Genomic DNA, 25,864 nt, shown 5'->3' on the forward strand with positions numbered 1-25,864 from the left:
CGGGTCGGGCGGCCGCGGCGCCGGTCAGGCCGGGGCCGGAGTGAGAGAGGAACCTGCTCGGCGTGTTCCAGGAACCGGACCGGACCCGGGTGACCGGCGGAAACTCAATTGGCGGGGCGCCAGGCGCCGACCCGCCTGAGGCGTGGGACGCGGAGCTGGCCAGGGCGGTGCGGCACGTCGCCGTGCTGCGCACCGGGTTCTACGTTGTCGTGCTGCTGATCGCGCTCGGCGGCCAGGTGTCCGGGGCGATGGAACGGCTCGGCATGCCGTGGTACGTCGCTCTTCCCGCCGTCGGGGCGTTGGAGCTGGGCGGCGTCGTGGTGCTGGCGAACGCCGACGTACGCCGTCGACTAGGCGAACCGGCGCTCCTGTCCCGCGTGCTGTCGGCCGGTATCGCCGCCGCCGCGGTCGCCTTCAACTGGCTGGCGCACAGCAACCACCTCGAAGGCGGTTTCTACGCGGGCATGTCCCTGCTCGGTTATCTGGTGTGGCTGATGAACACCGAGAACCAGCGGCGGGACCGGTTGCGCGCCAGGCAGCAGCTGCCACCCACGACGCCGGCGTACGAACCGGTCGGGCACTGGTTGCGACAGCCGTGGCTGACCCGCCGGGCCCGCTCGCTGGCCAAGGCCGACCCCGGCCTCGGGCTGTACGGCTCGCTCGACGCGGCCCGCGCGCAGATTCGCGCCGAGCGGCGGCAGGCGGCGCTCAGCAAGGTGTTGCATCGCAAGATCAGCCGAGCACTCGACCCGACCACCGCGGACATCGCCGTGGCGGTGTACGACCTCGACGAGATCGCCCGACGCCTGGCCGAGCAGGCGGACTACGACGGGCTCACCGCGCTGATCGCCGCCGATCTGGCACCCGCGCGCGTGCTGGCCGGGAACCTGCCGGCGGGCCGCCGCCGGTGGTGGCGTCGGACCGGTCAACCCGACCCCGTCGCACTGGCCTCGGCCGCGCGGCTGCTCGCCGACGCCCCGGAACGGCTGCTCGCCGACGCCCCCGAGCCGCTCACGGATGCGGCCCCCGGGCCGGACGCGGCCCCCGTAGCCCCCGCGGCGGACGGGGCCTCCGGCGGCTCAGCGCGGCCAGAGTCGGCCGGGGAGGCCGTTCCGCAGGCGAATGCCGCCGAGCAGGCGGGAGACGGTGCCGGGCGACCGGGATCGGAGCGGTCCCGGGCGGCGACGCCGGACCGTACCGAGCGGCAGCTGGAGCGGTCCGAGAGCACGGACCAGCTCACCTCGACCACGGATCAGCCTGACCCGCCCCGCGCCTCCGACTGGGCGGCGCTGCACGCGGAAATCGCCCCGCTCCTGCCGGCAGCCGCACCGCGCCGAACGCCGCGCAACGCAGCAGGCCGGTCGGCCACCAGCCAGCCGGAGGCACCGTCGACCACGGACGCGCCAGGCTCCGTCGCGGAGCCGGCCGACACCGCGCCGCGGGCGACGACCCGCAGCGTGGCACCGATGCCGCGAACCGCCACCGGACGGGCACGTGTCGCCCGGGTCGCCGACCCGGCGAGCCAGCCCGGGCCGATCGCGGCAGCCACGCGAGAGCTACCGCTGGTGGCCGGGCGGAACCTGCCGGACCTGGTAGACACTGCGGCGAGCCGTACCACACCACCCGTCGCGGCGCCCGGCGCCGGGGAAGAGGCCACCGAGCAACGATCAGCGTCGCGACCGCGGCAGCGCCGGTGGGACGACGCTGACCCGCGACCGGCCTCGGAGACCGCCCGGCGTCGGTCGAGCACCCGGTCGGCCGAGGCCGGACGGCCCTGACCAAGGATCCCCAACGGATGCTCGCCGGCCGCGTAGGCGGGTCAGAGGCGACCGCCGGCAGCGGTGTCGGAGACACGTTGGGCAAGATAGATCGGCACGATGGAGAGCACGATCAGCACGGCCGCGACGACGTTGATGACCGGCGCCTGGTTCGGCCGGAACAGATTGTTGAAGATCCAGATGGGCAGGGTCTGCACGCCCGGGCCGGCCGTGAAGGTCGTCACGATGATCTCGTCGAAGGAGAGCGCGAAGGCCAGCAGCCCGCCGGCGAACAGCGCCGATCGCAGCAGCGGGAACGTGACGTAGCGGAAGGTCTGGAAGGTGTCCGCGCCGAGGTCCGCGCTCGCATCCTCCAGGTTGCCGCCGAGCCGGCGCAGCCGGGCCAGCACGTTGTTGAAGACCACCACCACGCAGAACGTCGCGTGCCCGACGACCACCGAGAACAACCCCTTGCCCACTCCCAGCGGCTCGATCAGCGAGCGGAAGGCGGTGTCCAGCGCGATCCCGGTGACGATGCCGGGCAGCGCGATCGGCAGCACCACGAGCAGCGACACGGCGTCGCGCCCGAAGAACCGGTAGCGCTGTACCGCGAAGGCGACCAGGCTGCCGAGCAGCAGCGCGACGGCGGTGGCGCCCAACCCGGCTTTCACCGAGGTCCACAGCGCCTCGCGCGCGCCCGCGTTCTCCCATGCCCGTACCCACCAGTCGGTGGTCCAGCGCGGCGGCGGCCAGGCGAAGGTGCGGTCGGAGTTGAACGAGTTGACCAGCACGATGGCCAGCGGCACGTAGACGAAGGCCAGGCCCAGCGCCATGGCGGCGCGCAGCAGCCAGCGCCCTCCGCGCGACAGCGTCACAGCTCCTCCAACGCGCCGGACCGGCGCACCGCGAACAGATAGACGACCATGATGAGTACGGGGATCGTGGCGAGCGCCGCCGAGAACGGCAGGTTGTTCGCCGCGCCGATGTTGGCGTACACGAGGTTGCCGATGAGCTGGGTCTTGCCGCCCACGATCTGCACGGTGATGTAGTCACCCAGCGACAGGGAGAACGTGAAGATCGTGCCGGCGATGACCGACGGCACGATCATCGGCAGCACCACCGAGCGGAAGGTGCGCCCGGCCCGGCCACCGAGGTCCGCCGACGCCTCCAGCAGCGAGTCGGGCAGCCGTTCCAGCCCCGCGTAGATGGGCAGGATCATGTACGGCAGCCACAGGTAGCTCAGCACCAGGACGATCGCGGGCAGGCCGTAGCCGGGCCCGTTGCCGGGGCCGCCGAAGAGCCAGTCCACCGGGCCGCCGTTGGCGAGCATCACCCGCCAGGCGTACGCCTTGACCAGGTAGCTCGCCCACAGCGGGGTGAGGATCGCGATGACCAGGAGCCGGCGGCTACGTGGTGAGGCGACCTTTGCCATGAAGAACGCCATCGGCAGCGCGATGAGCACGTCGATGACGGTGACCGCGGCGGCGACGCCGAGGCTGCGCAGGGCGACGGTGCGATAGACCTCTTCGGTGAGGATGGTGCGGAAGTTCGCGAGCGTGGGCTGGCGGACCAGGTCGCCGGTGAAGCTGTTGACCGTCCAGAACGCCGAGACGAAGAGCACGGCCAGCGAGCCGAGGTACGCCACGAGCAGCCAGAACAGCGGCGCCGAGAGCAGCCCCGCGAGGCGGATGCCGCGGTGGCGGTGCAGCCAGGACGAGAGCCGGCGGACCGGCCCACGGGAGATGGTGTCATCGCCCGTGGGCCGGTCCACGGTGGAGAGGGCTGTCACGTGTCTCAGCCCTTGATCGTGGTCCAGGCCTGGGTCCAGGCCGCGTAGTCCTTGCACGTGACGTCCGTGCGGCCGTCGAGGCACTGCGCCACCGGAGTGCTCCAGAACCAGACCTGGTCGAAGTACGCCTCGTCGGCGGCGTGGAACGTGGCGCAGTGGTTCTTGTCCGCCGTCTTGTCGCAGGCGAGCTTGTTCGCCGGGGCCTCACCGAACCACTCCGCCACCGCGGCGTTCGCCGTGGGGTCGATGATGTGGTTCATCCAGAGGTAGCCGCAGTTCGGGTGCTTGGCCTTGGCGGCGACCATCCAGGTGTCGGACCAGCCGGTCGCGCCCTCCTCCGGCAGGACGGCCTCGACGGGAGCGCCGTCGGCCTTGGCGAGGTTGACGATGACCTGCCAGGCGGTGCCCACGACGGAGTTGCCGGACTTGAAGGCCTGGACCTCCTTGGTGTAGTCCGACCAGTACTCACCGATCAGCAGGTTCTGCTTCTTCAGCAGGTCCACGGCGGCGGCGAACTGCTTGTCGTCCAGCGCGTACGGGTTCTTGATGCCCAGTTCCGGCTGGTGCTTCATCAGGTAGAGCGCCGCGTCGGCGATGTAGATCGGCGAGTCGTACGCCGTCACCGTGCCCTTGTACGGGGAGTTCGCGTCGAACACCGCGCTCCAGGAGGTCGGCGCCGGGGTGACCTTGTCGGTGCGGTACATGAGCACGTTGGCCCCGCGGCCGTGCGGGATGCCGTACGCCACCCCGTCGACGGAGTTCCACTGCTTGAGCTTGAGGCCGTCGAAGACGTCCTTGTAGTTGGGCACCAGGTCGGTGTTGACCGGGGCCACCTCACCGCCGTAGATCAGCCGCAGGGACGCGTCGCCGGAGGCCGAGACCACGTCGTAGTCGCCGGTCTTCATCAGCGTCACCATCTCGTCGGAGGTGCCGGCGACCTTCACGTTGACCTTGCAGCCGGTCTCCTTCTCGAAGCCGGTGACCCAGTCGACCTTCGGGTCGGTGGAGCCGTTCTCGACGTAGCCGGCCCAGGCGACGACGTTGACCTGGCCCTCCCCGGTGCCGAGCGACGCGAGCTTGTCGATCTTGGGCGGCTGGATGCCGCCGGGGCCGGAGCCGCTGGTGGCGCCGCCGCCGTCGCCGCATCCGGCCAGCGCGAGCAGGCCGGCCGCGGCGACCGCGGTGAAGACTCGGGTGGTGCGCATCTGCGCTCTCCTTCGACTCGGGTGGGTGCTTCAACGGGGGGTGACGGGAACCGCGACGACGTGTTCCGCCCGCCAGCTCAGCCGGATCGGCTTGCCGCGCAGGGCCGCCACGTCGGTGGGGGAGGTCTGTTGGTTCTGCTGCATCGCCACCACCCGGGCCCCGACGTCGAGGTCGACCACGAAGCGGGTGGCCGCTCCGGCGTAGATCACCTCGACGACCTGGCCCGCCGCGCTGATCTCCTCGGCGGACGCGGGCGCACCGCCGAGTCGGATCTTCTCCGGGCGTACGGAGAACACGCCGTCGCGGCCGAGCACCGCCCGGGCCGTCTCGCCCTCGAACAGGTTCGACGTGCCCACGAAGCCGGCGACGAACGGGGTCCGGGGGCGCTCGTACACCTCGGCCGGCGTATCGACCTGCTCGATGCGGCCCTGGTGGAACACCGCCACCCGGTCGCTCATCGTCAGCGCCTCCTGCTGGTCGTGGGTCACGAAGACGAAGGTGATGCCGACCTCGCGCTGGATCGCCTTCAACTCGACCTGCATCTCCTCGCGCAGCTTCAGGTCCAGTGCGCCGAACGGTTCGTCGAGCAGCAGCACGGCCGGGCGGTTGACCAGGGCGCGGGCCAGCGCGACGCGCTGGCGCTGCCCGCCGGACAGCGCGCTGGGCCGACGCTCCCCGTACCCCTCGAGGCGGACCGTCCGCAGCACGGCCGCCGCGCGCTCACGGCGTTCGGCGCGGGGGACCTTGCGCACCCGCAGGCCGTACTCGACGTTCTGCTGAACGGTCATGTGCGGGAAGAGGGCGTAGTCCTGGAAGACGGTGTTGACGTCCCGGTCGAACGGGGCGAGCCGGGTGACGTCGCGGCCGGCCAGGGTGATCGTGCCGCCGGTCGGCAGCTCGAATCCCGCGATCATCCGCAGCACGGTCGTCTTGCCCGAGCCGGACGGCCCCAGCATGGAGAAGAACTCGCCGTCGGCGATCTCCAGGTCGATGCCGGCGACGGCCTCCACGGCGTCGAACGACTTGCGCAGACCGGTCAGGCGGATCGCGGGTTCCGACACGGCGACAGGCTCCCACTCTTCAACGGATCCAGCGGACCCAAGCCGCCAGCGACTACGGATTCTTTGGCGAGAGAATAGGACCGCAACGGATACCGCAGTCAAGGGCTGTGGCCGGATCGTTGGTTTTCCGTCCGGGCCGGTTCGGCGTCGTCGGCAGGCGACGCCCTGCCGCCTCGCTGGTCAGGGCGCCGGTCGACCTTCTCAGCGGTCGTGCTGCGCTGCTGAGACGCGGGAACGGAGCCCTTCGAGGTAGGTCTCCAGGAGCGTTCGGAACACCTCGTTCTCGTCCTCGAGGGCGGTGGCCACGTGGGTGCCGGCCGACCGCAGCGTCCCGGGGCGCTGCGCGGGGGTGGCGTAGACACGCCGCCCGATCGCGACGTCCAACGCCTGTTGCTCGGGGGAGAGGCTGAGCAGTGTCGCGGTGATGCCGATGTGCCCGAGGACGACCTCCGCGAAGGCACGGCAGTGACGGGCGGCTTCTTCGGGCTCGATGCCCGCCTTCGTCAGCTCGCCGGTGATCGTGTGAACGAGCTGCGTCTCCGCGTCACCTCCGGTGAAGCGGGCGGCCGACTGGGCCCCGAGCGCAGGACGCGCGAGGTAGGCCCGCCGCATGGACCAGGCGGCGCTGCGCAGCGTGTCCACCCAGCTTCTGCCCGGCTCGATTCCGGCGACCGCCTCGGCCATGAGGTGGTCACCCATGGCGAGCAGGAGCTCGTCCTTGTTGCGGAAATGCCGGTAGAGGGCGGTGGGATCGGCGCCGAGGGCCCGTCCGAGGCGGCTGAGCGTCAGGAAGGTCGCCCCCTCACTGTCGGCCAGGCGCATGGCCGTCTCCAGGATGACCTCCCGGGAAAGGCTTGCCCGCTTCCTCGTCCCGGACGTGCGTATAGGCCCCGACAGCGCATCCGTGGAGGCGCCGGGACCGGCATCGGATTCCTTCGCCATCGGAATCTGTCCCTCCTCGTGGTCGCGCTGATGCCAGCAGATCACACCGCCGCGACCGTGGCCCGCGCCGGGTCCGGCAGGTGGTCATGGTGGTAACGGCTTCGTCAGTGGCACTGTCATCGCCGTTGACGGGAGGAAATCGCGGCGAGTAGATTCCGGCTCCGTCGCCCATCACGCGGCCCGCTTCGTCTCCTGGAGGATCCATGGACCGCCGCAGGCTCACCACTCTCCTGGAGCGCGAGCGCGACAGCCACGTCCGACGGAATCCACGTTCGGCCGCGGCGTACGCGAAGGCCGAGCACCTGTTCGGTCGAGTGCCGATGACCTGGATGAACAAGCAGGCCGCCGGTTTCCCGCTGTACCTGGAGTCCGCCCGCGGCAGCCACGTGGTCGACCTCGACGGCCACGATTACGTCGACCTGTGCCTGGGCGACACGGGAGCCATGGCGGGACACAGCCCGACCGCGGTGACGGAGGCGGTCACGCGACGGCTGGCCTCCCTCGGCGGCGCGACGGCGATGATGCCGACCGAGGACGCCGAATGGGTGGGCGCCGAGCTGACCCGCCGGTTCGGCCTGCCGAAGTGGAGCTTCTCGCTGACCGCCACGGACGCCAACCGATGGGCGATCCGGCTGGCGCGCGCGGTCACGGGTCGACCGAAGATCCTGGTCAACAGCTTCTGCTATCACGGCAGCGTCGACGAGTCACTCATCGTCGTCGGCGAGGACGGCGAGGGAGTCAGCCGGCCGGGCAACGTCGGCGCTCCGTGCGACGTGACGCTGACCAGTCGGGTGGCGGAGTTCAACGACGTCGACGGGCTCGCGCGGCAACTCGCCCACGGCGATGTCGCCGCCGTGCTCATGGAGCCGGCGCTGACCAACATCGGCATCGTGCTGCCCGAGCCGGGCTACCTCGATGCGGTGCGTAGCCTGACCCGCCGGCACGGCACTCTGTTGATCAACGACGAGACGCACACCTTCTCGGCCGGCCCGGGTGGCTGCACGGGTGCCTGGGGCCTCGCACCGGACATCGTCACCATCGGCAAGGCCATCGGCGGCGGGGTACCCGTCGGCGCGTACGGCCTTTCCGCCGAGCTGGCCGCCACGATCCTCGACCGCGACGACCTCGACCTGGTCGACATGGGCGGGGTGGGTGGGACGCTGGCCGGAAACGCGCTGTCGGTGGCCGCCACGCGGGCCACGCTCGAGCATGTGCTCACCGATTCCGCGTTCGCGGGGATGACGGCGCTCGCGACCCGGTTCACCGACGCGGTCACCACGGTCATCGAGGCCCATGACCTGCCGTGGTCGATCAGCCAGCTCGGCGCCCGGGCGGAGTACCGGTTCGCGCGACCCGCCCCCCGCGACGGGACCTCATCGGCGTGCGCATCGGACGGCGAACTGGAGGACTATCTGCACCTGTACCTCGCCAACCGCGGCGTGCTGCTCACTCCGTTCCACAACATGGCACTGATGTCGCCCGCGACGACTGCCGCTGACGTGGACCACCACACCGAGGTGTTCACGGCCGCCGTCGCGGAGCTGCTGGCGTGACCACCTCGCGTCCGCTGGCCGGACAGGTCGCCCTGATCACCGGCAGCGGCAGCAGCAGCGGCATCGGCTTCGCCTGCGCGCGCCGCCTGGGCCTGCTGGGTGCGCGCGTGGCGCTGACGTCGACCACCGAGCGGGTGCACCTTCGGGCTGCCGAGCTGGCGGCCCTGGGAATCCCCGCCACCGGCCATGTCGCCGACCTCACCGATTCCGACCAGGCCGCGGACCTGGTCGCGGCGGCGGTCGCCGAGCACGGCCCGGTGACGGTACTGGTCAACAACGCCGGCATGACGTCGCTGACCAGCTCGGAGAGCCTGGTTCCCGCCACGGAGATGAGCGACGAGCAGTGGGAGCGCGGACTCCGGCGCAACGTCTCGACCGCCTTCTACGTGACTCGCGCCGCCCTCCCGGCGATGCGCGACGCCAGGCACGGGCGCGTCGTGAACATCGCCTCCACCTCCGGCCCCGTGTCGGCGTACCCGCACGACGCGGCATACCACGCGGCCAAGGCGGCGATGCTCGGCCTCACCCGGGCCCTCGCGGTCGAGACGGCGTCACGGGGTGTCACCGTCAACGCGGTGGCACCGGGATGGATCGCCACCGGCTCCGCCACCGACCACGAGCTGGCGGCCGGTCGGCGAACGCCGGTCGGCAGATCCGGTACCCCGGACGAGATCGCGGCCGTGGTCGCGTTCCTGGCCGCCCCGGACGCCAGCTACGTCACAGGCCAGCTGATCATCGTCGACGGAGGCAACTCGATCGCGGAGGATCACACCTGAGCGGTGATCAGAATATTCGCCATACCCGCTGGCCGGGTCTCCGTGTCAAGCGTCGCGCCTGGCGAGGCCGCCCATCTTCACCGCGGTGAACACGGCGGCGGCCAGCGCGACGTCGGAGAGCAGCATGAGCCCGATGGCGTAGGAGCCCTGCGACCCGTAGACCCAGCCCATCACCAGCGGTGGGACGAATCCACCGAGCCCGCCGGCGGCGCCCACCAGGCCGGTGACCGCACCCACCTGGTCGGCGGGGGCGACCTTACCGACGAGGGCGAACACCGCGCCGCTGGCCGCGCCCAGCAGCAGTGCCATCCCGAGCAGCGCGACCGTTGCCAGCGGCATCAGGGTGGGCTGGAAGGCCTGGACCACCGCGAAGGCGGCGACTCCGCCGAAGCACCACACCAGCACCGGCACCGGGTGCAGCCGGTCGGAAAGCCAGCCGCCCACCGGGCGGGCGGCCACGGCGAGGACCACGAACCCGGCGGTGCGCAACGCGCCGTCGGCGGCGCTGAGCCCGTAGGCGGTGCGCAGGTAGGCGGGCAGGTACACGCTGAAAGCCACGAATCCGCCGAAGCCCACCGCGTACAGGAAGCACAGTTGCCAGGTGACGGTCAGCCGGCCGACCGTGGCGAGGCGCTGCCAGGCCGAACCGGCCGGACGTGCGCGACCCGGCGCGTCGCGTAGTAGCAGGAACGACAGGAGCGCGTAAGCCGCCAGGATCGCCGCGACGAGCACAAAGGGTGACTGTGCGCCGTCGACCCGCCCGACCTGCCCCGGGTCGACCGCGAGTACGTCCTCGTGCAGTCCGAGCTGTACCTCGGCCCGGACGGCGAGCCCGGCGACCTCGCCAAGATGCAGGCGGAGCGCCCCGACGCCGTCGTCTTCAACGGCTACGTCGCCCAGTATGCCCACCGGCCGCTACCCGCCCGCGCCGGCGAACGGGTCCGCGTCTGGCTGCTCGACGCCGGCTCCAGCAGGGACAGCTCCTTCCACGTCGTCGGCACCCAGTTCGACACCGTCTACCGGGAGGGACGCTGGGAGAACCGGCCGGCCGATCCGGGTGGGGCCCAGGTGCTCGGGCTCGGTCCGGCCGCCGGTGGCTTCGTCGAGCTGGTCTTCCCCGAGCCCGGCCACTACCCCTTCGTCAGCCACGCCATGGTCGACGCCGAACGCGGCGCCCGTGGCCTCTTCGAGGTGAGGTGACGCCATGTCCACCGCCGTCACGACCCCGCGACCGGTCAGGTCCCGTCGCCGGATCCGCCGTTTCCTGCCGCCGCAGCACGGCGCCTGGGCGATGCTGCTGCTCCCGTACACCGTCGGGGTCGTGCTGGTCGGCCCGCGCTGGCCGCACCTGCCGCTGCTCGGTGCCTGGCTGGCCGGCTACCTGCTGTCGTACCACGTCTTCCAGGCCGTCAAGACCCGCCGGCCGGGCCGGTTCGCCGACCAGCTGCTGGCCTACGGCCTCGTGACGGCACCACTCGCGGCGGCCGTGCTGATCGCCCGGCCGGCCGTGCTCTGGTACGCCCCGGTCTACACCCTGCTGCTGGCGGTCAACGCCGGATACGCCTGGCGACGCCGGGAGCGGGCCCTGCTCAACGACCTCGCCTCCGTGGCGCAGAGCTGCCTACTGGTCTTCGTCGTGGCCACCATCTCCGGGGCGCCCCTCGTCGACGTGGCCCCCGCCTTCCTGGCCCTGCTGCTGTACCTCGTCGGCACCGTTCTGTACGTCAAGACCATGATCCGGGAACGCGGGCACCCCGGCTACCTGCGCCTCTCCATCGGCTTCCATGCAGCCGCACTGGTCGCGGCGTCCTGGCTGGATCTGCTGTTGGTGCCGGCATTCGTGTTGCTGCTGGCCCGCGCGGTGATCCTGCCGGATCGGCGGTTGCGTCCGGCCCAGGTCGGAATGATCGAGATCGGCTGCTCCCTGCTGGTACTGACGCTTCTGTTGGTCGCGTTCTAACGCCTGGTCATCGCCAACGCTGCAACCATCACCCGCCATGGCGCCCGGGTGATCGAGACGGTCGCCGTACGGTCCCGCGCTTTGTGACGCGACCGTCAGCCACACCGCCGGGCGTTGAGCCGGGCGGCCTGGCGCATCAGGTGATCGCGCTCGGCGAGGTTGGGGGCCTTCAGGGCCGCCTCGGCGTACAGCCGTGCCGCCGTCGCCAGGTCGCCGTCGCGCTCGTGGAGGTACGCCGCCACCGCCGCGTGGCGGGGCAGTGATTCGTCCAGCACCGCGAGCGCCGCCAGCCCGGCGCGCGGTCCGTCGGCCTCGCCGACAGCCACTGCGCGGTTGAGCCGGACGACCGGGCTGTCGGTCAGGCGGAGGAGTTCGTCGTACCACTCGACGATCTGCACCCAGTCAGTCTCCTCGGCGGTGGGCGCGTCAGCGTGGAGTGCCGCGATGGCGGCCTGGGCCTGGAACTCGCCCAGCCGGTCGCGGGCGAGGGCCGCCTGCAGGATCTCGACGCCCTCGGCGATCGACCTGGTGTCCCATCGGCCGCGGTCCTGCTCGGCGAGCGGCACCAGGCTGCCGTCGGGCGCGGTCCGGGTGGCGCGCCGGGCGTGGTGGAGCAGCATGAGGGCGAGCAGCCCCGCCACCTCGGGGTGGTCGATCGCCGCCGCGAGCTGCCGGGTGAGCCGGATGGCCTCGGCAGCGAGGTCGACGTCGCCGGAGTAGCCCTCGTTGAAAACCAAATAGAGGACGCGCAGCACGGTGGCGACGTCGCCGGGCTGGTCGAACCGCACGCCGGAGACGGTGCGCTTGGCCCGGCTGATGCGCTGCGCCATGGTCGCCTCGGGCACCAGGTACGCCTGGGCGATCTGCCGGGTGGTCAGCCCGCCGACGGCGCGCAGCGTGAGCGCGACCGCGGACGACGGCGTCAGCGACGGGTGGGCGCACAGGAAGTAGAGCTGGAGCGTGTCGTCCACCGCGGGCACGGGCCCGGGCGCCGGCTCCTCGTCGACGAGGTCCTCACGCCGGCGGCGGGCGGCGTCGGCCCGGGTCGTGTCGAGGAACTTGCGCCAGGCCGCGGTGACCAGCCAGCCCTTCGGGTCCCGCGGCGGGTCTGCCGGCCAGACGCGGAGCGCCTCGATCAGCGCGTCCTGCACGGCGTCCTCGGCCGCCGCGAAGTCGGCTCCGCGGCGGACGAGGATGCCGAGCACGCTCGGCGTGAGGCTCCGGAGCAGGGCCTCGTTCATCTGAGCGGTCACTCCGTGATGGTCGGCGGCTCGGTCAGGAAGGGGCGCACCTCGAGCCACTCGTGGATCGGCTTGCCGCCCGCCCCGGGGGCGGCCGACAGCTCCCCGGCCAGCTCGAGGGCGCGCTCGTAGCTGTCGACGTCGATCACCATCCAGCCGGCGATGAGGTCCTTGGTCTCGGCGAACGGGCCGTCGGTGACCGGCGGGCGCCCCTCACCGTCGTACCGGACGAACGTCCCCTCGGGGGCAAGCGCCTGACCGTCGACGAACTCGCCGGTCTTCTCGAGCCGGGCCGCGAAGTCGTTCATGTACTGCACGTGCGCCGAGATCTCCTCCGGCGTCCACTGGTCCATGGGCACGTCGTTGACCGGAGCCGGAGCGCCGCGGTAGTGCTTGAGCAGCAAGTACTTCGCCATCGTGTTCTCCTCTTGCTGGTGCGACCCATCTTGGTCACGTTCACTGCGGGGACGGAGCCGGTCAACAGTTCTCGACATGGCCGTCCGAAAATTCTTGCTTTCGTAGCTCAGCCTGGGTGAGCCCTTTCGTGGCTCCACGGCGCGGGCGGCCGGTTGCTCTGCAGGTACGACTCGAGTGCCGGCCCCAGCCCGAGGACTGGGATGCTTCCCGCTGGGATCCTGAGGTCCAGGAAGACATCGAGCGGAGGCGCCGCCGAGGCCGGCCGACCGTCTGACTGCCGTCGGCGATGGTGCTTCGTTGATGCCTGGCGGATCAGTTCCAGTTGATGGGTGACAGGTCCGTCGCTGGCGGGGGCGCTCGAGCTTGCGCCCGGCGGTTGGCTTGCCGGTTCCGGCGCCAAGGTCGAGCACTTGGTTACGGAGAAGGGCCTTCCTTTGTGGCGCGGCCCGGAGTGCGGATCATGGGCGTCGGTGAGGCTCAGAGCCAGGGTGGGGGACCTTCGAAGGTAAGGGCGTGCACGTCGAACAGGACCGCCGCCTCCACGCCCAGCGTCGGTCCGCCCTGGCGGGCCGCCCAGGTCAGGAACGGCCCGGGTTCGGGGCCGACCACGCCCAGGCCTTTGGTGTACGCAGCGTGCGCGGCCAGCGAGGCGATACCCCGCTGCAACGGCTCGCCGGTGACGTCCACGCCGTGGGTGGGGCGCTCAGCGCCAGCGAAGCAGACGTAGCGCACGCCGCCCCAGGGTGGCAGCCCCTCGTCCACCAGTTCTGGGAAAATCCACCGATTGCCCGCGTCGCGGGCGGCGTCCAGAGTAGCCAGCCCCACCGCCCGGTGGTCGGCTTGGTTGGTGATGCCGCCGACCATACGAACGGTGAAGGCGCCCGAGACGATGACGTCGGGCCGGTGCCGGCGGATCGCACGCACGATGTCGCGGCGCAGGTCTGGACCGTACTCGACGACCCCGTCGCGGTGGTCGAGGAACTCCACGACGTCCACGCCGACCTCCCGGGCCCCGGCGCGCTGCTCCTCCTCGCGCAACGACGCGGCCTGGTCCGGGTGCATGGCGTCGATTCCTGCCTCGCCCCGGGTGGCCAGCAAATAGGTGACCTGCTTGCCCTGTGCGGTCCAGCGGGCGATCGCTGAGGCCGCGCCGTACTCGATGTCGTCGGGGTGTGCGGCCACCGCGAGGCAGCGCTCCCAGTCCTCTGACAGTGCTGGTAGAGGCTCATCCACGGTCCACACCGTAGCCGCCTCTCCGCCGATCCGTCACCGCCGGTTCGGCAACGTTCACCTCCGTCGAGCAGGCGATAATGAGCGGGTGGACTTCACTCGGCTCCACCCGCAGGCGCGGGCGGCGATGCAAGTCCAGCAGCGTGTCCCGCTCACCCGGGCGGCCCTGCCGGCGGCACGGCTGAGCATGGTCCAGGCGACCCCGGCCGAGGTGGGCGACGCCCCGCCGATCCGCTCCGTGGTGAACGTCGACGCCGGCGGCGTGGCCGCCCGGCTTTACCGCGACGGCGATCACGATGCGATGCCGGTGGTCCTTTATGCGCACGGCGGGGGCTGGGTGATGGGCAGCGTGGACACCCACGACGGGCTGTGCCGGCACCTGGCGGCTGAGTCCGGCTGGGCCGTGCTCTCCGTGGACTACCGTCTCGCCCCCGAGTGTCCCTACCCGGCTGCGGTGGACGACATGGCGCGAGCGCTCACCTGGCTGCGCGGGCCTGGGGCGGCTCGGCACGGCCTCGACCCGGGCCGGATAGCGGTGGCCGGTGACTCCGCGGGAGGGCACCTTGCGGCGGTGACCGCTCGGCGCGCCCGGGACGCGGGGACCCGTCTTGTGGGGCAGATGCTCATCTGCCCGGTCATCGACCCTGCAGCCGACTATCCGGCGCTGGACGAGTACGGCCTGGACCGCGAGGAGATGCGGTTCTTCTGGGACGCGTACGCCCCACCCGGCGTGGACCGTACCCAGCCGGATCTGGATCCACTGCGGGCCGACCTCACCGGCCTGCCCCCCGCCGTCGTCATCACCGCCGAACTCGACCTGCTGTCCGCCGAGGGGGAGCGGTACGCGGCCAGGCTGCTGGCGGCCGGCGTTCCCGTCACCGCGGCCCGATACCAGGGACTCATCCACAACTTCCCGCGGAAACTGGCCCTCTTCGACGCCGCCCATGTCGCCCTTGCCCAGTTGGCCGCCGCGCTCAACCGTTGGTGAAAGGGAGCGTGCCGTCTCCACGTACGCTTCTGCGCTGACGAAGCGTTCACGTTTCACCCCACCTCTGGGCACGAACCCCGGCTTCGCGGCGCAGGCAGGTCACGCCAACCACGACGGCATCGACGGGATGCCGGCCGTCGAGTACGTTACCGGCGAGTCGATCTGGCGATGGTGGACGGCGGGGAGGCCGCGTGGCCGGGAAACACCGTTCGTGGTGGGGCTGGGGGCACGTCGAGGACGCGGTGACCGGCGCGGAGGCCACGGCGTTGGCCGACCGGGTGCGTACCCTGCTGCCCGACGTCGACCTGACCGAGCACGTCGCGCCGCCGGTGGCCGAACTCGACCTGCGCCCGCCGCGGGTCGATCCGCCGACGTCACTCGCCGGGCTGTGCTCGACGGACCCGGCCGACCGGGCGGCGCACACCCACGGCAAGGCGTTCCGGGACGTCGTCCGCAACCTGCACGGGGAGGTTCACGACCCGCCTGACCTGGTGGTCCGGCCGGCGACCGAGCAGGACGTCGTCGACGTGCTGGACTGGTGCGCGGGCCGGGACATCGCGGTGATCCCCTACGGCGGCGGCTCGTCAGTGGTCGGCGGCGTGGAGCCGCGGCTGGACGACGCGTATCCCGCGGCGGTCAGTCTCGACCTCGGGCGCCTCGACCGAGTGCTGGAGGTGGACCCGACCAGCCGGGCGGCCCGCATCCAGGCCGGCGTGTTCGGCCCGGCGCTGGAGGACCAGCTTCGGCGGCACGACCTCACGCTGCGGCACTTCCCGCAGTCGTTCGAGTTCTCCACCCTGGGCGGCTGGTTGGCCACCCGCGCCGGTGGTCACTACGCCACCGTCCTGACCCATATCGACGACCTGGTGGAGTCGTTGCGGGTGGTCACCCCGGCGGGCACCAGCCAGTCGCGCCGGCTGCCCGGTTCCGGCGCCGGGCCGTCCCCGGACCGGCTGTTCCTCGGCTCGGAGGGCGTGCTCGGCGTCATCACCGAGGCATGGATGCGGCTGCAGGACCGGCCGCGCTGGCGGGCCGGCGCCTCGGTGTACTTCACCGACTACGACCGGGCGGTCGAAGCCACCCGGGCCATCGCCCAGTCCGCGCTGCACCCGAGCAACTGCCGGCTGCTCGACCCCGCCGAGGCGCTCCTCAACGCAGGTACCGCCACCACCGGCGGCGTGCTCGTCCTGGGATTCGAGTCCGCCGACCATCCGGTCACACCGTGGCTGGACCGCGCCGTCGAGCTGTGCCGCGACCACGGGGGAACGCTGCCGGAGCCACCCCGCGGCGACGACTCGTCCGGCCCACGGCAGCGCACCGCCGCCGACGCCTGGCGGTCAGCGTTCCTGCGGATGCCGTACCAGCGCGACGCACTCGCCGCCCGGTCGATGATCGTGGAGACCTTCGAGACCGCCTGCACCTGGGACCGATTCCCCGCCTTACGCGCCGCCGTGCTGGACGCGACCGGCGACGCGCTCCGCGCCGTCGCCGCGACCGGTGTGGTCACCTGCCGCTTCACCCATGTCTACCCGGACGGCCCCGCCCCGTACTTCGGCGTGTACGCCACCGGCCGCTGGGGCGCCACCGTCGACCAGTGGGACCAGATCAAGCATGCCGTCTCCGACGCGCTGCTCGCCGCCGGCGGCACCATCACCCACCACCACGCCGTCGGCCGCGACCACCGACCGTGGTACGACCGACAGCGTCCGGACCCGGTCGCGCTCGCCATGCGCGCCACCAAGAGCGCGCTCGACCCATCCTGGATCCTCAACCCCGGCGTCCTCGTCGATCCCGCCGGCTGACCTGGCCCGGCCTCGCGACGCCTGACTTCCCGGCAAGCCTTCGCTGCCGGGTGGCAGACGGTTGCACGAACGGGGGTACGAACGCGTGTCCGCCCGTACCCCCGCCGCTCGCCCGTCATCCGGGCGTGGGTCTCACCGGACCACGCCGCTGTCGTCAGCCGCCGAGCGCATCCGGCCGGCGTTGATCGCGGCGTGGTGTCGCCGGTGAAGACGCCCTGGTGTTGTTACCCGTCCGCGTCAGCGTAGGCGCGCAGCGCCTCATATGTCGTCGGCAGGCCGTGCTGGCGGAGCGGGCCTTCAGGGCCCGGCCGGCCGAACACGTGCGGATTCTTCGTGAGCCAGAGGACCACTGCCCGCTGGGCCGCCGTCAATTCCTCCAAGGTGCGGCCGTGGTCCGATGCCATGTGCGGAAATCCGTAATCCAGCACGACGTTGAAGTGGTTGTGCCAGTTCGATTTGGGTTGCTCTGCCAGAACCGCGGCGACGAGGTCCGCACGCACCTGCTCGGCCACGGGCTCGGCGACGCGGTCGAGCACTTCGAGTGCCAGGTCGGCGGGGTCTACTTCCCAGCTGGTCCGCCCGGTGTTCCGTCTACGGATGACCGCCCATGCGCGCAGCTCGGCTACCGCAGAGTCCGGCACCCCTTTCCCTGCCAGGAGCGCCCACGCCAGAGCAGCCGACCAGCTGAGGTGGGAATCTGTGCCTGCAAGCTGCCTGTCGAGCAGGTCCGCCACAGGCGGGGTGCACGCGCCGCCGACCAGTCCCAGGGCGACTAACGCGGCTCCCGCTGTCCGCACTGGTTGCTGGTCGTCGGAGGCGATGTCGAGGAGGCCGGGGCGGATGGAGGTCATCTCCTCCGGGAACCATGCCAAGGCCTGGACCGCTTCGCCGACCACCTCGGCGTCTGCGTCAGCCAGGCATTTCAGCAGCACCGGGATGCCTGCCCGCACAGCGTCGTACGTGGCGAGCTCGTGCCGGGTCTCCATCAGGCGCCGCTCGACCTTGGCGAGCGGGATGGGCTGTCTCTGCCCTGTGCTGACGACGTCGTACCAGTCCTTCATCGTTTGCGACCAACGCTGCCAGGTCTCCACGGGGACTTCGGCCACAGCGTTCCGCATGTCGGTGACCGGAAAGCCGGTCGCCAGGTGGTAGCGCCCGTCACCGACAGCAAGGCTGGCAAGCAGGTGAATGACTTCGTGTCGGGCCGGCGTGGTGGGGTCGGCCACCAGCTCCAGCAGGAACGGGACCGCGTATGCGTTGGCCTCGTAGCGGCTGCCCTGATGGAAGATGTTGCCGTACAGCTCGTACATCGCCGCGCTCCGGACGTCGCCTCCGCCGGCGACCTCGCATGGGACGTCGGGGTGTGTTGAGCTCAATCCTGGTCGCAGCCGCGGCGGGCGGCACCGTACCGTGGTCGGCGTGTTCGAAGCGGATCTCACGAACGATGTCACGGGCGACTTCGAGGTCCACATCACCGCCTGCGAGCGGGACGCCGGCCAGCTGGCGGACTTTGCCGAGGAGCGCGGGCTGAAGTACACCCATGTGCTGCTGGACCGGGGCCAGACAGCGTCTCAGCCGATGCTGACCCTGAAGGGGTCGGGCTCCTTGGACCAGCAGCGTGATGCTGCCGAGCAGTGGACCAGGCAGCTACGGGCTGCCGGCCTGGGCGTCGTTCGGGTCAAGATAGAGGCTGCGCCGTGGTGTGCTGGTGTGCCGGTCACCGATGAGGAGGCGAACGTACAACCTGCCGGCCGGTACTTCGAGCACCATGTCAAACTTCTGCTTCCCGCCGGGGTTCCCACGCTGGTGGCGGCCACCGAGGTGGTCGAGCGGCACGGCGCCCGGTTGTCCCGCAATGCACGGCGGGCGCGCGATGGGGGGCGAGAGGAGCGGTTCGTCACTCAGCGGTCCCATCGGGTCGGGCGCGATTCTGCCAAGGCCCGACTCGACGACCTCGTTGCGGCCCTGCGGGACTCCGGCTGGGAGATCCTCGCCATCGAGCAGGAGTACGTTGTGTTCGACGACCGCATCGAGCTCGACGCGGGCTGGCTGGCCCAGTCCGGGCCGAGCGCTTGGCATCTGACCAGGGAGGAGAAGATGCGCTCGGCGCCCGCCGGCACCCCTGGCTACCCCAACACCTACCAGCCACTGCCCGCCCAGCCCGGCGTACGGCAACGGGCCGCGTTCGACCCCGCCCTGAAGCAGTACGGCAATGCCTACCGCGCCGGCGAACCGGTGTTCTCCGATCCCGGTGCGGGTCAACGGTGGCGCGCCGCCCGTTGTGCTGCGATGCGACACCTGGTCACCGTCATCGCTGACACGCCCTGGGCGGACCATCTGGTCCTGCGCGGCAGCGTCACGATGTCCGCGTGGTTCGGAGCCGCCGCGCGGGAGCCCGGTGATGTCGACTTCGTCGTGACGCCATTCTCGATGGGCATCCACAGCGACGAGGCGAAGTCCATGCTCGCCGGCATCCTGTCCGCCCTGCGCCACCGGCCAGGTGCCGGCCTCGATCCCGACCGCGTGGAGACAACCGATATCTGGACGTACGAACGCGCCGATGGACGGCGGCTGGTCCTCCCGTTCACCACCGACGGCGGGCTGATCGGATCAGTGCAGGCCGATTTCGTCTTCAACGAACACCTTCCCCTTGCACCCATCACGATCCGGCTGGACGGCGTCGACCGCCCCGTGCAGGCAGCAAGTGCGGAGTTGTCGCTGGCCTGGAAACTCCTGTGGCTCGCCACAGACATGTACCCCCAAGGCAAGGATCTCTACGACGCGGTCCTGCTTGCCGAGCGGACCACAGTGAGCCTACGACTCGTACGAGACCTGCTCCGGCCAGAACTGGGCGCCGAAGCCGACGACTTCACTGCGGAATCAGTGCTCGCGTGGAACGTCGACTGGGACAACTTCACCGACGAATACCCGGGCATCCCCGGCGACGTCGAAACGTGGAAGCGCCGACTGGCCCTCGCCCTCGACCGAGGATTCACCGCAGGGTAGGCGTCGAATCAGAGATGGCAGGTGTGTCATTTTGCGGATCGCGAGCGTGAACGCCTGGGGTGGCGCGTTGTCCGACGAGCTCATCAAATGGCTGCCCGACAGCGGGGCGGACATCGTCTGCCTGCAGGAAGTGACTCGGAGCCCTGGTCTGACCGGATGGACCCGCTTCGAGGACGGTGAACGCACCCTGCCTCAGCGGGCTGATTTGTTCGACGATGTCCGCATCGCGCTGCCGCACCATCAGGCGATCTTTCTCGCCAGCGACTCAGGACCCGTGCATGACGACACGGGCGGCCGGCATCGGCAAGAATTCGGTCTCGCGACCTTCGTCGCCGAGCAACTGCCGGTCATTGGTGTCGACTCCGCCTTCGTGCATGGCCAGTTCGTCGACCATGTCGAGTGGACGATCGCAGACCGGCCACGCATCGCACTCGCCGTGCGCACCGTTGACCGCGCCGACGGCCGGTCGGTGTGGGTGGTGCAGGTACACGGGTTGCGCGATCCGGTCGGCAAGGCTGACACCCCGGCGCGGCTCGGCCAGGCAGAGCGACTTGCGGAATTCGTGCAACGGGTACGCAGTCCGCAGGTCCTGGTGGTGGTCTGCGGTGACTTCAACCTGTTACCCGACAGTGAGACGTTCGGCGTTCTGGCCGAAATCGGCCTGACCGACCTGGTCGGCGCGGCTGACACGCGGACGTCTCACTACCCTAAGCCGGCGCGACACGCGAGCTACCTGCTCGTCTCCGATGTTGCCGCCGTCGAGCGATTCGAGATCTTGACCGAACCGGAGGTTTCCGACCACCGTGCCCTGATCCTCGACATCTAGCTCTAGCTGGAGAGGAGTGCTCATGATGCAGCGGACGATCCCGGCGGCTCAGTCGTCGAACTCGAAGCCGCGGGTCTTGGCGAGCTCCACGAGTTGCCGCACACGATTGCCATCGGCCGCAACGGCGCGCAGCCGGACGGCCAGGTCGTCGAGTGCGGTGCGGCGATATCCGACCTCCGTGTTGGCGGGCGCCGAGGTGGCGCTCGTAGGCCTGTTCCCGGCAAAGGATAAAGAGTTCGGCGCGAAGCTCGACCTGCTGGCGGCCTCGGTGGAGGCACATGGTGGGCGGGTAGTGAGCCGGCACGTCCAGCGGCGGGGTGTCTCGGACGGTGGTGCGGCCAAGATGACCGAACCGTTCTCGCGACGGACACTGCTTAGCCCCGGAAAAGCGCGCGAAATCGCGCAGGCGTGCCGGGCCGGAGAGGTCGGTGTTGCGGTGTTCGTAAGCCCGCTCACGGAACACCCACGAGCTGTCCGCGGCGAAATGTTCGGATGCCTCGTGATCAGCGGCGAGGACCTCTTCACACCCGGTCGGTGAACGCCCGCAGATGCCGCTTTGAGGAGCGTCGTGTCTTCGTCAGGACGCCAGGAGCAAGAAGACAAGGGCGGCTTCAGGAGAGAAGATGAGACCTGTGCGAATCCCCTGGCGGAAGATCTGGACGGAGAAACCACCGCCAAACCGGTGGCTCGCGGCAGGTCTACCCACGCTGAGCCTCTTCGGTCTCGGGTTCTTGCTGCGCCTGGCCTTCGACTCCGACAGCAGGACTTCAGGGCTGGTCTGGTTGGGCTACGGAGGTCTAGGCCTCATCGGGCTGGTGCTGACCGTAGTCGGCGTCGCCAAGGCGCTGGGCAGCGGTAACGGTGGAACACCGAGCGAGTGAACCGCTGCTGCCGCTGATCGCGTGCATCCCCACATGCTGCGCCACCCGTTCGTGACAACCATGCTCGACGCCGGCGTCAGCCTGCGCGACGTGCAGATCGCCGCCCGCCACGCCGAACTGCGAACCACCACGCGCTACGACCGGGCCCGCAAGAACCTCGACCGGCACCCCAACTACATCCTGGCCGCGTACCTGGCCTCCGGGACATAGCCAGCCGCTCGTGGCTTTGCCGATGAGCGATGGACGGTTCCGAAGGACCACCGATCACGCGGGAGCTACGGGTTGCCCCAAACGGGCGGCCGGGCTACTGCGTCTGAGCCGGTCGCGAAGGGGCGTCGAGGAGTACCTCGTACAGGTGGAGGTCACCGTTGGTGCCTGTGTGGCGGAACCCGGCACGTTCGAGGGTCCGCTGGGAAGCGACGTTGTCCAAGGTGGTGTCGGCGACAACCCGGGACAATCCGTGATCGGCCGCGACGTTCAGCAGGGCGACGAGTGCCTCCGCTGCATAGCCGTGACCCCGAGCTGATGGGGCGAGGCCGTAACCGACCTCGACACATCCGTCGTCCGGCTGACCCTTGAAACCGATCCCACCGATGGCCTTCCCGTCGGCGGTCCGGGTGATCCGGTAGTGCCCGAAAGGGCGCCGGTCCCCGTGGGCGGCCGTAGCGGTGAGAAAGGCCCTGACGCCGATGACGTCGCCGTCGAAAGGAAAATCCTCAGCCCAGGCATCCCCGGCTCCGGCGCGCCGCCCGACGATGCGTTCGCCCTCTGCTGTGTCGATGGCGTGCAAGCACAGTCGCGGCGTTTGAAGTTCGGTCACGGGCAACAGCGAAGCAGCCCTCGACACTCCGCACAAGCCGATTACGCCAGCTCGGAAAGGCCGGTCGCGGAACCCCCATGGGAAACGCGCACATGCCGCTGTGCCGCTTCCGGACCACCGGCTCGGGTTGACCCACAAGGGAGGAAAAGTATGAGTGACGCGACGCAGGAAGGCGAGCAGCGACTGGTGGGAGGCAACGTCGGCGGCGCGGTGCTGGTCGGCGACACCGTACGACGGCCGACCGGACCCTGGACCCCGGCCGTGCACGACCTCCTGGACTACCTGGCGCCGCGGGTGCCGCACTCCCGACGGTCCTAGGCTTGGACGACCTGGGTCGGGAGAGCCTGACCTATCTTCCCGGCCGGGTCGTGGACATCGACACCGAGCTGCTCACCGACGAGCAGGTCACCTCGGTCGTAGGCTGGACCCGGGACTTCCATGCTGCTGTCGCAGGCTTCACCCATCCCGGGCCTTGGCGGTACTTCCCGATGCCCTCTCCTACGCTGATCGGCCACAACGACGTCGCGCCCTACAACGTCTGCTTCGATGGCAACGAGCTGGTAGGCGTCTTCGACTGGGACATGGCCGGGCCCTCGACACCGCTGTTCGAGCTGGCGTTCATAGCCTGGAACTGCGTGCCGCTATGGCGCGACATCGGTCCTCAGGCCGCGGCCCGACGGTTGACCGTGATCGCGTCCACCTACGGCGGATTCCACCCCCGGCAGATCCTGCGGGCCGTTCCACGGCGAATCCAGATCATGCTCGACGGCATCCCTCTCGCGGCAGCGGCGGGTGACCAGGGCATGGTCAGCCTGCTGGCCCTCGGTGAACCCGGCCGCTCCCAATCGGCCGTTGCCGATCTCGTCGAACGCCTCCCAGCCATTGACCGACACCTGCACTGATTCGTCCTGACCCATCCGCTTCTGCCGCCGACCGCGCCGCACGCAGCGTCACAGCGTTGAGCAGGTCAACGTCCGGTCGTGCCGATGGGCGCGCCGGGAGCGACAGGACGGTACGGCGGCGTGGGGCGGTGTCATGTCGGCCCAGCAGCAACCTCGGCGTTACTCCGGAGAATGCAGAACTCGTTACCCTCGGGATCCGCGAGCACCGCCCATCCGGTTCCGTCTGCGTTGCGTCGGTCGTCGACCGTGGCCGCACCCAGCTCGATCAGTCGGGCTAGTTCGGCATCGCGTGAGCCTTCGACTGGACGCAGATCGAAGTGGATTCTGTTCTTGACCTGCTTTGACTCTGGCACCTCGATGAAGAGCAGCCGATGCGTCCGGTCCCGAGAGAAGATCATGCATTCCTCGTGTCCTGGCTCGTTCGGATCATCGGGGTTCTCGACGTAGTCGAGGACGGCCTGCCACCAGCGGCACAAGGTATACGCGTCGGCACAGTCGACGCTGGTATGGGAGATGAAGGAAGTCACTCGGGCATCGTTGCAGGACCTGCCGAGACGATCGAGCGGATTGCGACCCCAACAACGCCATCGAGACCGGTCGGTCTTGTGGCGGGGGCGGCGCGAGGTGCAACGGCAGGGGGCCGAGCGGGATGAAGCCGGCCACGATTCGGGTTCGGCCAGACCGGTCAGGCGAAATCGGCCGCTGTCATGCCGGGCGGATGCTCGGGTGGCCACTGCACGAGCTCGATCCTGTAGCCGTCGGGATCGGTGAGCCATGACGTCCGCATCCCGGGCCCCAGTTCCGTGGGTGGCTCGGCCGTGACGCCCCTGATTGCCAGATCGGCGATCGTGGCGCTGAGGTCGTCCACTTGGACGACGAGGTGGTTGACGGCGCCGGTGTCCTCAACCGGTCTCGCGGGATCGTGCACGAGCTCGAGGCTGACGAACGGATCGTCGGGAAGCTGAAGCATGGTCAGGCTGCCGAACTCTGTCTCGGGGACACCGCCGATCTTGGCGTACCCGACCGCGGTGTAGAAGGCGAGCGAGCGCTCCAGGTCGGTGACCCGCAGCCCGAGGTGCAACATGCGCATGCTCGGCAGATTAGTGCCATCCGGGCGGGGGACGACACCTCCGCCGGCGGGCCTGGCGGCTGGAGGCAGTTGCGAGCACACCAAACGACTACCGCCCCCGGAGGCCCGCGCCTGAACGTGAGGCGACCCGCCCGGGGAGCACCGGTCCACCGTGCGGGCGTGGTAGACATGCCGCGTGGAGGACCTGGTGCTGGACGCCGCCCGGGACTGCGTGCTGGCCTACGGGGTGCGCCGTACGACATTGACAGACGTCGCGCGTCGTGCCGGGGTTTCGCGAATGACCGTCTACCGGCGATGGCCCGACGTGCAGTCACTGATCGGGGACCTGATGAGCCGGGAGTGGCATCAGGTGCTGGTGGCCACCGGGGAGGACGAACCGGACGGGCCGGCGCGGTCCCGCCTTGTGGCGCGGGTGGCAGCGGGGGCGCGGCTGCTGCGGGAGCACCCGCTGCTGTGCAAGATCCGGGATGTCGACCCGGAGGTGCTGCTGCCGTACCTCCTGGACCGGCGCGGCGGCGGTCAGGACGAGATGCTGCAGTTCCTCGCGACGGCGTTGGCCGGCGGCCAGGCCGACGGCTCGGTCCGGCCAGGCGACGCCGCACTGATGGCCCGCGCGGTCTTCCTGACCACGCAGTCCTTCGTGCTCTCCGTCCGGACGGTCACCGACGGCGTGCCGGTCGCCGAGTTCGACCGTGAGCTGGCCCGCCTGGTCGACGGCTACCTGCGTCCGGACCAGGACCTGCGTCAAAGCCCCTAGCCGGCAATGATCCGGAGCGCCCCGGTCCGTACCTCGACGTGCACCTCCGCTGCCCGGGCGACGGGATCCCCGTCCCCGTACACGGCGACCGGACGGTCCGCGCGCACGGTGACCGAGCTGCCGCGGTAGGAGGTGACCTGCCGCAGCCGCACGTGCGAGCCGGTACGCATCCGCCACAGGGCGACCGGGAACAGCAGTCGACTGGCGTGTCGGATCACCACCACCTCCAGGGCCCCGTCGTCGGGCCGCGCCGCCGGGGCGACGTGGAGTCCACCCCCGTAGTACCCGCAGTTCGCGGCGACGACGGTGTAGGCGTGCACCTGCTCCGTCCGGCCGTCGAGGGTGATCGTGTACCGGGTGCGGGGCCAGCGCAGCAGCGCGCGCAACCCGGTGGTGGGATACACCAGCGACGCGGGCAGGCGGGACCGGTTGGCCAGTTCGTTGGCGGCGGCGTCGATGCCGGCGTAGACGCTTCCGATGATCGTCTGCCCCGCTACGCGGAGCACGTCCAGCTGCCGGACCGGACCGTGCAGCAGCAGGTCGGCGACCTCGGTGGGGGAGTGCGGTAGCAGCAGTTGACGGGCCAGGTCGTTGCCGCGCCCGGCGGGGATGACGCCGAGCAGCCCGCCGGCGTCGACGACGGCGCCGGCGAGCAGTCGGATGGTGCCGTCGCCGCCGGCGGCGACGACGACCTCACCGGCGTCGACCGCCTCGGCGGCGCACCGGCGGGCCTGCTCGACAGTTTGCGTGTACTCCACCCGGATCCGCGCGCCGGCGGCACGCAGGTGGTGGGCCACCGGCATCAGGCGGGACAGTCCCCGGCGCGCGGCCGGCCCGAGGATCACCGCGAAGGCGCGCAC

The 25,864-nt window shown here is 70.5% G+C and carries 27 protein-coding genes and 1 pseudogene; 14 read left to right on the forward strand and 14 right to left on the reverse strand.

Translation table 11 applies throughout. The annotated features are described in order from the left end of the window. Positions 1-62 precede the first annotated feature (62 nt). On the forward strand, positions 63-1,778 hold the full coding sequence (locus GA0074696_RS13665; RefSeq protein WP_088961457.1) for a hypothetical protein: 1,716 nt from the start codon (positions 63-65) through the stop codon (positions 1,776-1,778). 41 nt (positions 1,779-1,819) lie between these two features. On the opposite strand, the gene GA0074696_RS13670 is transcribed toward GA0074696_RS13665, so the two are convergent. The 5 genes from GA0074696_RS13670 to GA0074696_RS13690 form a co-directional block, all read right to left on the reverse strand. Further along, positions 1,820-2,632 carry an ABC transporter permease gene (locus tag GA0074696_RS13670; RefSeq protein WP_088961458.1) on the reverse strand — a complete coding sequence of 271 codons (813 nt, stop codon included), beginning with the start codon at positions 2,630-2,632 and terminating at the stop codon, positions 1,820-1,822. Next, a complete protein-coding gene (locus tag GA0074696_RS13675; protein WP_231925365.1) occupies positions 2,629-3,546 on the reverse strand; it encodes an ABC transporter permease in 918 nt (305 codons plus the stop codon). The genes GA0074696_RS13670 and GA0074696_RS13675 overlap by 4 nt, the downstream gene beginning before the upstream one ends. A gap of 5 nt (positions 3,547-3,551) precedes the next feature. Then, positions 3,552-4,751, reverse strand: a complete 1,200-nt coding sequence (locus GA0074696_RS13680; RefSeq protein WP_088961459.1) for an ABC transporter substrate-binding protein — start codon at positions 4,749-4,751, stop codon at positions 3,552-3,554. A gap of 30 nt (positions 4,752-4,781) precedes the next feature. Beyond that, on the reverse strand, positions 4,782-5,813 hold the full coding sequence (locus GA0074696_RS13685) for an ABC transporter ATP-binding protein (protein WP_088961460.1): 1,032 nt from the start codon (positions 5,811-5,813) through the stop codon (positions 4,782-4,784). A gap of 201 nt (positions 5,814-6,014) precedes the next feature. After that, on the reverse strand, positions 6,015-6,755 hold the full coding sequence (locus GA0074696_RS13690) for a TetR/AcrR family transcriptional regulator (RefSeq protein WP_157745894.1): 741 nt from the start codon (positions 6,753-6,755) through the stop codon (positions 6,015-6,017). 203 nt (positions 6,756-6,958) lie between these two features. Here GA0074696_RS13690 and GA0074696_RS13695 point away from each other — a divergent pair, with 203 nt between their 5' ends. Further along, positions 6,959-8,308 (forward strand): transaminase, encoded by a 1,350-nt coding sequence (locus GA0074696_RS13695; RefSeq protein ID WP_088961462.1) that lies wholly within the window; start codon positions 6,959-6,961, stop codon positions 8,306-8,308. Then, complete coding sequence (locus tag GA0074696_RS13700) at positions 8,305-9,084, forward strand: SDR family NAD(P)-dependent oxidoreductase (RefSeq protein WP_088961463.1); 780 nt, start codon at positions 8,305-8,307, stop codon at positions 9,082-9,084. The genes GA0074696_RS13695 and GA0074696_RS13700 overlap by 4 nt, the downstream gene beginning before the upstream one ends. 45 nt (positions 9,085-9,129) lie before the next feature. Here the strand turns inward: GA0074696_RS13700 and GA0074696_RS13705 are convergent. Then, positions 9,130-9,828 (reverse strand): annotated as a pseudogene (locus GA0074696_RS13705) (MFS transporter); the annotation flags it as partial. Between the two features lie 51 nt (positions 9,829-9,879). Here GA0074696_RS13705 and GA0074696_RS13710 point away from each other — a divergent pair. Then, the gene (locus tag GA0074696_RS13710; RefSeq protein WP_231925519.1) at positions 9,880-10,284 is read left to right on the forward strand and encodes a cupredoxin domain-containing protein; all 405 of its coding nucleotides are present in this window, start codon (positions 9,880-9,882) and stop codon (positions 10,282-10,284) included. A gap of 4 nt (positions 10,285-10,288) precedes the next feature. Then, on the forward strand, positions 10,289-11,044 hold the full coding sequence (locus tag GA0074696_RS13715) for a YwiC-like family protein (protein ID WP_088961464.1): 756 nt from the start codon (positions 10,289-10,291) through the stop codon (positions 11,042-11,044). 95 nt (positions 11,045-11,139) lie between these two features. Here GA0074696_RS13715 and GA0074696_RS13720 read toward each other — a convergent pair whose 3' ends face one another. The 3 genes from GA0074696_RS13720 to GA0074696_RS13730 all read right to left on the reverse strand — a co-directional run bounded on the left by GA0074696_RS13720 (position 11,140) and on the right by GA0074696_RS13730 (position 13,935). After that, complete coding sequence (locus GA0074696_RS13720) at positions 11,140-12,285, reverse strand: RNA polymerase sigma factor (protein ID WP_088961465.1); 1,146 nt, start codon at positions 12,283-12,285, stop codon at positions 11,140-11,142. Positions 12,286-12,293: 8 nt separating this feature from the next. Beyond that, complete coding sequence (locus GA0074696_RS13725) at positions 12,294-12,701, reverse strand: YciI family protein (protein WP_088961466.1); 408 nt, start codon at positions 12,699-12,701, stop codon at positions 12,294-12,296. Between the two features lie 478 nt (positions 12,702-13,179). Beyond that, on the reverse strand, positions 13,180-13,935 hold the full coding sequence (locus GA0074696_RS13730) for a PIG-L deacetylase family protein (protein WP_088964546.1): 756 nt from the start codon (positions 13,933-13,935) through the stop codon (positions 13,180-13,182). Positions 13,936-14,020: 85 nt separating this feature from the next. On the opposite strand from GA0074696_RS13730, the gene GA0074696_RS13735 reads away from it, so the two are divergent. Both GA0074696_RS13735 and GA0074696_RS13740 read left to right on the forward strand, forming a co-directional pair. Further along, a complete protein-coding gene (locus GA0074696_RS13735; RefSeq protein ID WP_231925366.1) occupies positions 14,021-14,920 on the forward strand; it encodes an alpha/beta hydrolase in 900 nt (299 codons plus the stop codon). A 191-nt stretch (positions 14,921-15,111) separates the two neighbouring features. Beyond that, positions 15,112-16,722 carry an FAD-binding oxidoreductase gene (locus GA0074696_RS13740; protein ID WP_088961467.1) on the forward strand — a complete coding sequence of 537 codons (1,611 nt, stop codon included), beginning with the start codon at positions 15,112-15,114 and terminating at the stop codon, positions 16,720-16,722. A gap of 224 nt (positions 16,723-16,946) precedes the next feature. On the opposite strand, the gene GA0074696_RS13745 is transcribed toward GA0074696_RS13740, so the two are convergent. Next, the gene (locus GA0074696_RS13745) at positions 16,947-18,032 is read right to left on the reverse strand and encodes a hypothetical protein (protein ID WP_157745895.1); all 1,086 of its coding nucleotides are present in this window, start codon (positions 18,030-18,032) and stop codon (positions 16,947-16,949) included. A gap of 109 nt (positions 18,033-18,141) precedes the next feature. Here GA0074696_RS13745 and GA0074696_RS13750 point away from each other — a divergent pair, with 109 nt between their 5' ends. The 4 genes from GA0074696_RS13750 to GA0074696_RS13765 all read left to right on the forward strand — a co-directional run bounded on the left by GA0074696_RS13750 (position 18,142) and on the right by GA0074696_RS13765 (position 21,645). Beyond that, on the forward strand, positions 18,142-19,728 hold the full coding sequence (locus GA0074696_RS13750) for a nucleotidyl transferase AbiEii/AbiGii toxin family protein (protein WP_231925367.1): 1,587 nt from the start codon (positions 18,142-18,144) through the stop codon (positions 19,726-19,728). 46 nt (positions 19,729-19,774) lie between these two features. After that, a complete protein-coding gene (locus tag GA0074696_RS13755) occupies positions 19,775-20,554 on the forward strand; it encodes an endonuclease/exonuclease/phosphatase family protein (RefSeq protein WP_269458723.1) in 780 nt (259 codons plus the stop codon). A 22-nt stretch (positions 20,555-20,576) separates the two neighbouring features. Then, positions 20,577-21,092 carry a hypothetical protein gene (locus GA0074696_RS13760; RefSeq protein WP_197700838.1) on the forward strand — a complete coding sequence of 172 codons (516 nt, stop codon included), beginning with the start codon at positions 20,577-20,579 and terminating at the stop codon, positions 21,090-21,092. A 364-nt stretch (positions 21,093-21,456) separates the two neighbouring features. Beyond that, positions 21,457-21,645, forward strand: a complete 189-nt coding sequence (locus GA0074696_RS13765; protein ID WP_269458724.1) for a tyrosine-type recombinase/integrase — start codon at positions 21,457-21,459, stop codon at positions 21,643-21,645. A gap of 94 nt (positions 21,646-21,739) precedes the next feature. On the opposite strand, the gene GA0074696_RS13770 is transcribed toward GA0074696_RS13765, so the two are convergent. Beyond that, positions 21,740-22,255, reverse strand: a complete 516-nt coding sequence (locus GA0074696_RS13770) for a GNAT family N-acetyltransferase (protein ID WP_157745896.1) — start codon at positions 22,253-22,255, stop codon at positions 21,740-21,742. A gap of 150 nt (positions 22,256-22,405) precedes the next feature. On the opposite strand from GA0074696_RS13770, the gene GA0074696_RS31365 reads away from it, so the two are divergent. Next, the gene (locus GA0074696_RS31365) at positions 22,406-22,573 is read left to right on the forward strand and encodes a hypothetical protein (protein WP_197700840.1); all 168 of its coding nucleotides are present in this window, start codon (positions 22,406-22,408) and stop codon (positions 22,571-22,573) included. A 2-nt stretch (positions 22,574-22,575) separates the two neighbouring features. After that, the gene (locus tag GA0074696_RS13775) at positions 22,576-23,157 is read left to right on the forward strand and encodes a phosphotransferase (protein ID WP_197700841.1); all 582 of its coding nucleotides are present in this window, start codon (positions 22,576-22,578) and stop codon (positions 23,155-23,157) included. A gap of 131 nt (positions 23,158-23,288) precedes the next feature. On the opposite strand, the gene GA0074696_RS13780 is transcribed toward GA0074696_RS13775, so the two are convergent. Together GA0074696_RS13780 and GA0074696_RS13785 are read right to left on the reverse strand one after the other, a co-directional pair. After that, the gene (locus tag GA0074696_RS13780; protein ID WP_088961472.1) at positions 23,289-23,684 is read right to left on the reverse strand and encodes a VOC family protein; all 396 of its coding nucleotides are present in this window, start codon (positions 23,682-23,684) and stop codon (positions 23,289-23,291) included. 158 nt (positions 23,685-23,842) lie between these two features. Next, positions 23,843-24,247, reverse strand: a complete 405-nt coding sequence (locus tag GA0074696_RS13785; RefSeq protein ID WP_088961473.1) for a VOC family protein — start codon at positions 24,245-24,247, stop codon at positions 23,843-23,845. A gap of 175 nt (positions 24,248-24,422) precedes the next feature. On the opposite strand from GA0074696_RS13785, the gene GA0074696_RS13790 reads away from it, so the two are divergent. Beyond that, positions 24,423-25,004, forward strand: a complete 582-nt coding sequence (locus GA0074696_RS13790) for a TetR/AcrR family transcriptional regulator (RefSeq protein ID WP_088961474.1) — start codon at positions 24,423-24,425, stop codon at positions 25,002-25,004. On the opposite strand, the gene GA0074696_RS13795 is transcribed toward GA0074696_RS13790, so the two are convergent. Continuing rightward, the gene (locus GA0074696_RS13795) at positions 25,001-25,864 is read right to left on the reverse strand and encodes a diacylglycerol/lipid kinase family protein (RefSeq protein WP_088961475.1); all 864 of its coding nucleotides are present in this window, start codon (positions 25,862-25,864) and stop codon (positions 25,001-25,003) included. The two genes, GA0074696_RS13790 and GA0074696_RS13795, sit on opposite strands and share 4 nt — an antisense overlap.

It is taken from the genome of Micromonospora purpureochromogenes (assembly GCF_900091515.1).
Classification (GTDB): Bacteria; Actinomycetota; Actinomycetes; order Mycobacteriales; family Micromonosporaceae; genus Micromonospora; species Micromonospora purpureochromogenes.

Bases quoted from the DNA above. Each gene is read 5' to 3' on its own strand.
- GA0074696_RS13725 (WP_088961466.1), bottom strand. From the start codon at position 12,701: ATGGCGAAGTACTTGCTGCTCAAGCACTACCGCGGCGCTCCGGCTCCG.
- GA0074696_RS13720 (WP_088961465.1), bottom strand. From the start codon at position 12,285: ATGAACGAGGCCCTGCTCCGGAGCCTCACGCCGAGCGTGCTCGGCATC.
- GA0074696_RS13690 (WP_157745894.1), bottom strand. From the start codon at position 6,755: ATGGCGAAGGAATCCGATGCCGGTCCCGGCGCCTCCACGGATGCGCTG.
- GA0074696_RS31365 (WP_197700840.1), top strand. From the start codon at position 22,406: ATGAGTGACGCGACGCAGGAAGGCGAGCAGCGACTGGTGGGAGGCAAC.
- GA0074696_RS13785 (WP_088961473.1), bottom strand. From the start codon at position 24,247: ATGCGCATGTTGCACCTCGGGCTGCGGGTCACCGACCTGGAGCGCTCG.
- GA0074696_RS13715 (WP_088961464.1), top strand. From the start codon at position 10,289: ATGTCCACCGCCGTCACGACCCCGCGACCGGTCAGGTCCCGTCGCCGG.
- GA0074696_RS13760 (WP_197700838.1), top strand. From the start codon at position 20,577: ATGATGCAGCGGACGATCCCGGCGGCTCAGTCGTCGAACTCGAAGCCG.
- GA0074696_RS13680 (WP_088961459.1), bottom strand. From the start codon at position 4,751: ATGCGCACCACCCGAGTCTTCACCGCGGTCGCCGCGGCCGGCCTGCTC.
- GA0074696_RS13695 (WP_088961462.1), top strand. From the start codon at position 6,959: ATGGACCGCCGCAGGCTCACCACTCTCCTGGAGCGCGAGCGCGACAGC.
- GA0074696_RS13745 (WP_157745895.1), bottom strand. From the start codon at position 18,032: ATGTACGAGCTGTACGGCAACATCTTCCATCAGGGCAGCCGCTACGAG.